Annotated in this window: 1 protein-coding gene; it reads right to left on the bottom strand. The window is 53.0% G+C overall.

Going from position 1 to position 1821, the window contains the following annotated elements; all coding sequences use genetic code 11:
• Positions 1–1534 (bottom strand): WD40 repeat domain-containing protein (locus G494_RS0114680; protein ID WP_208597692.1); only part of this gene is annotated, 1534 nt, incomplete at its 3' end.
• Positions 1535–1821: the final 287 nt, after the last annotated feature.

The raw sequence follows: 1821 nt of genomic DNA, 5'->3' as shown, positions 1-1821 counted from the left end.
CCGGGCCGCCATTGACGTGAAAGCCCACATACTTGTCCCCCTGGGCGCTGGCCGCATAGTAACCGGACCGGGACCAGGCCACCCATTCGCCATCACTGCCTGCAAAAAAATTGAGCAGCGGATAGATCTTCTTCTTGCCCTGCCTGAGCTCACCCAGGTCCCAGAGCTTGAGGGTCTGATCATCAGAACCTGACAACAGCCGATCTCCCTCAACGGCCAGGGACCAGACATCACTGGTGTGGCCGATGAACCGAGCCACTTCCTTACCCTCCCGGCTGTAGGCGATGAGATAGCCATGGGATCCACCAGAAACAACAAGACCGTCAGCCGTAAAACCGTAGACACTATGCCGATAACCATTGGAAGACTTCCGGGTAATGCTCGCCTCTTCCTCGCCATCCCTGTTAATCACCAGAGTGGCATCACTGTAGCCGTAATCACCACCACCTCGATGACTGAGCGACCAATCATGATAAGATCTCTCTATTTTCCGGGCAGCGGTATCTGAACCAGCTAGGGTAAAACGGCTCAGATCAAAACGGTGCTCCAGAGGATTGGCATGCTTTTTGACGCTCTTTTTCCAGGTCGTTCCCCAGTGCATACCTCCCCGATCAAGGCCCACCGCCCAGAGGGCCCTACCACTACCGACAAGATGAGCCTGCACTTTACCGTTTTTCCAAAAATAGATTTCGTTACTATTTCCACCAGCTGTAACCGCAGTATTATCAGCAAGGAAAGTAACCGCCATAACGGTATTATCATGTTTGCGAAATCGGCTCTGTTCCCGAAATTGGTCATCGACATCATAGATAATGTTCACTTCATGCACGGTACTTGAAAGCGATCCTGCCAGGAGCAAACGGCCATCCCGGGAAAAGCTGAGACCCGTCGGCTTAGTCGGGCTACTGATGGTCTTGTGGAGACGGAGTTCATGGTCAAAGATCAGAATCTTCCGATCATCTCGATTCCCCGAGACCGCAAGCCAATCCTTGCTCACGGCAAGGTATTTCAGATCATGGCTGTGTTTATAGCTTCTCTGCACCCGGCCATCTTGCCAAAGAAGCAGCTGCTCGTCATACCCCGCAGAGACCAGACGATTGTCCGGTAAAAATTGGACACCGTAGACATCACCCTGATGCCCCTTCAGGCTCGACTTCAAACGGAAATCATCTGCTACGGTCCAAAGCTTGACCGTCTCATCCGCCGAGGCGGAGGCCAACAGACTGCCATCCTGGCTAAATGCCAGATCCAGGACCACATTAGCGTGCCCTTTAAGGAGCCGATGGAGTTTACCGCTGCTAAAATCATAGATCCGGATGACATCGTCGGGTAAAAAATAGCCGCCCACAGCCAGCCAGCGATCATCAGGGGACAGGGCGATGGCAAAGATCTTCCCCTCTGAGCCAGCCCCTATCTGCCCCAGGATCTTGCCAACCTCCCTTTTCGTCTTGATATCCCAGACCCTGATGGTTTTATCATCAGAGGCTGAGATCAGATAACGATTATCCGAGGTCACCACCAAATCCTTTATCATGCTCTTATGCCCACCGGTATCCACGGTGAGAACGGGCTCGTTCCCTGTCTGGGCAAAACTCCTCTGCACAGGTGCGGAGGCGAACAGGCACATTAAAAAAAAGCAGATCACAACAGGGCATAACAAGCGATTGGCCTTCATTTTTTTTGCTCTCCTTGCAGGCTGGTTGATCCGAAAATAGTAGCTGTTCATCTGGCAGTCACCGCAAAATCAGGGACCGAGTCCGGGATGATGGTGGTGGGCTTCTGCCGGCCGCCGGTGAGCTGCTTGACCCGGCGGGTCACATA

The organism is Desulfogranum mediterraneum DSM 13871 (assembly GCF_000429965.1).
Lineage (GTDB): Bacteria > Desulfobacterota > Desulfobulbia > Desulfobulbales > Desulfobulbaceae > Desulfogranum > Desulfogranum mediterraneum.
This window is presented reverse-complemented; position numbering and strand designations above follow the sequence as displayed.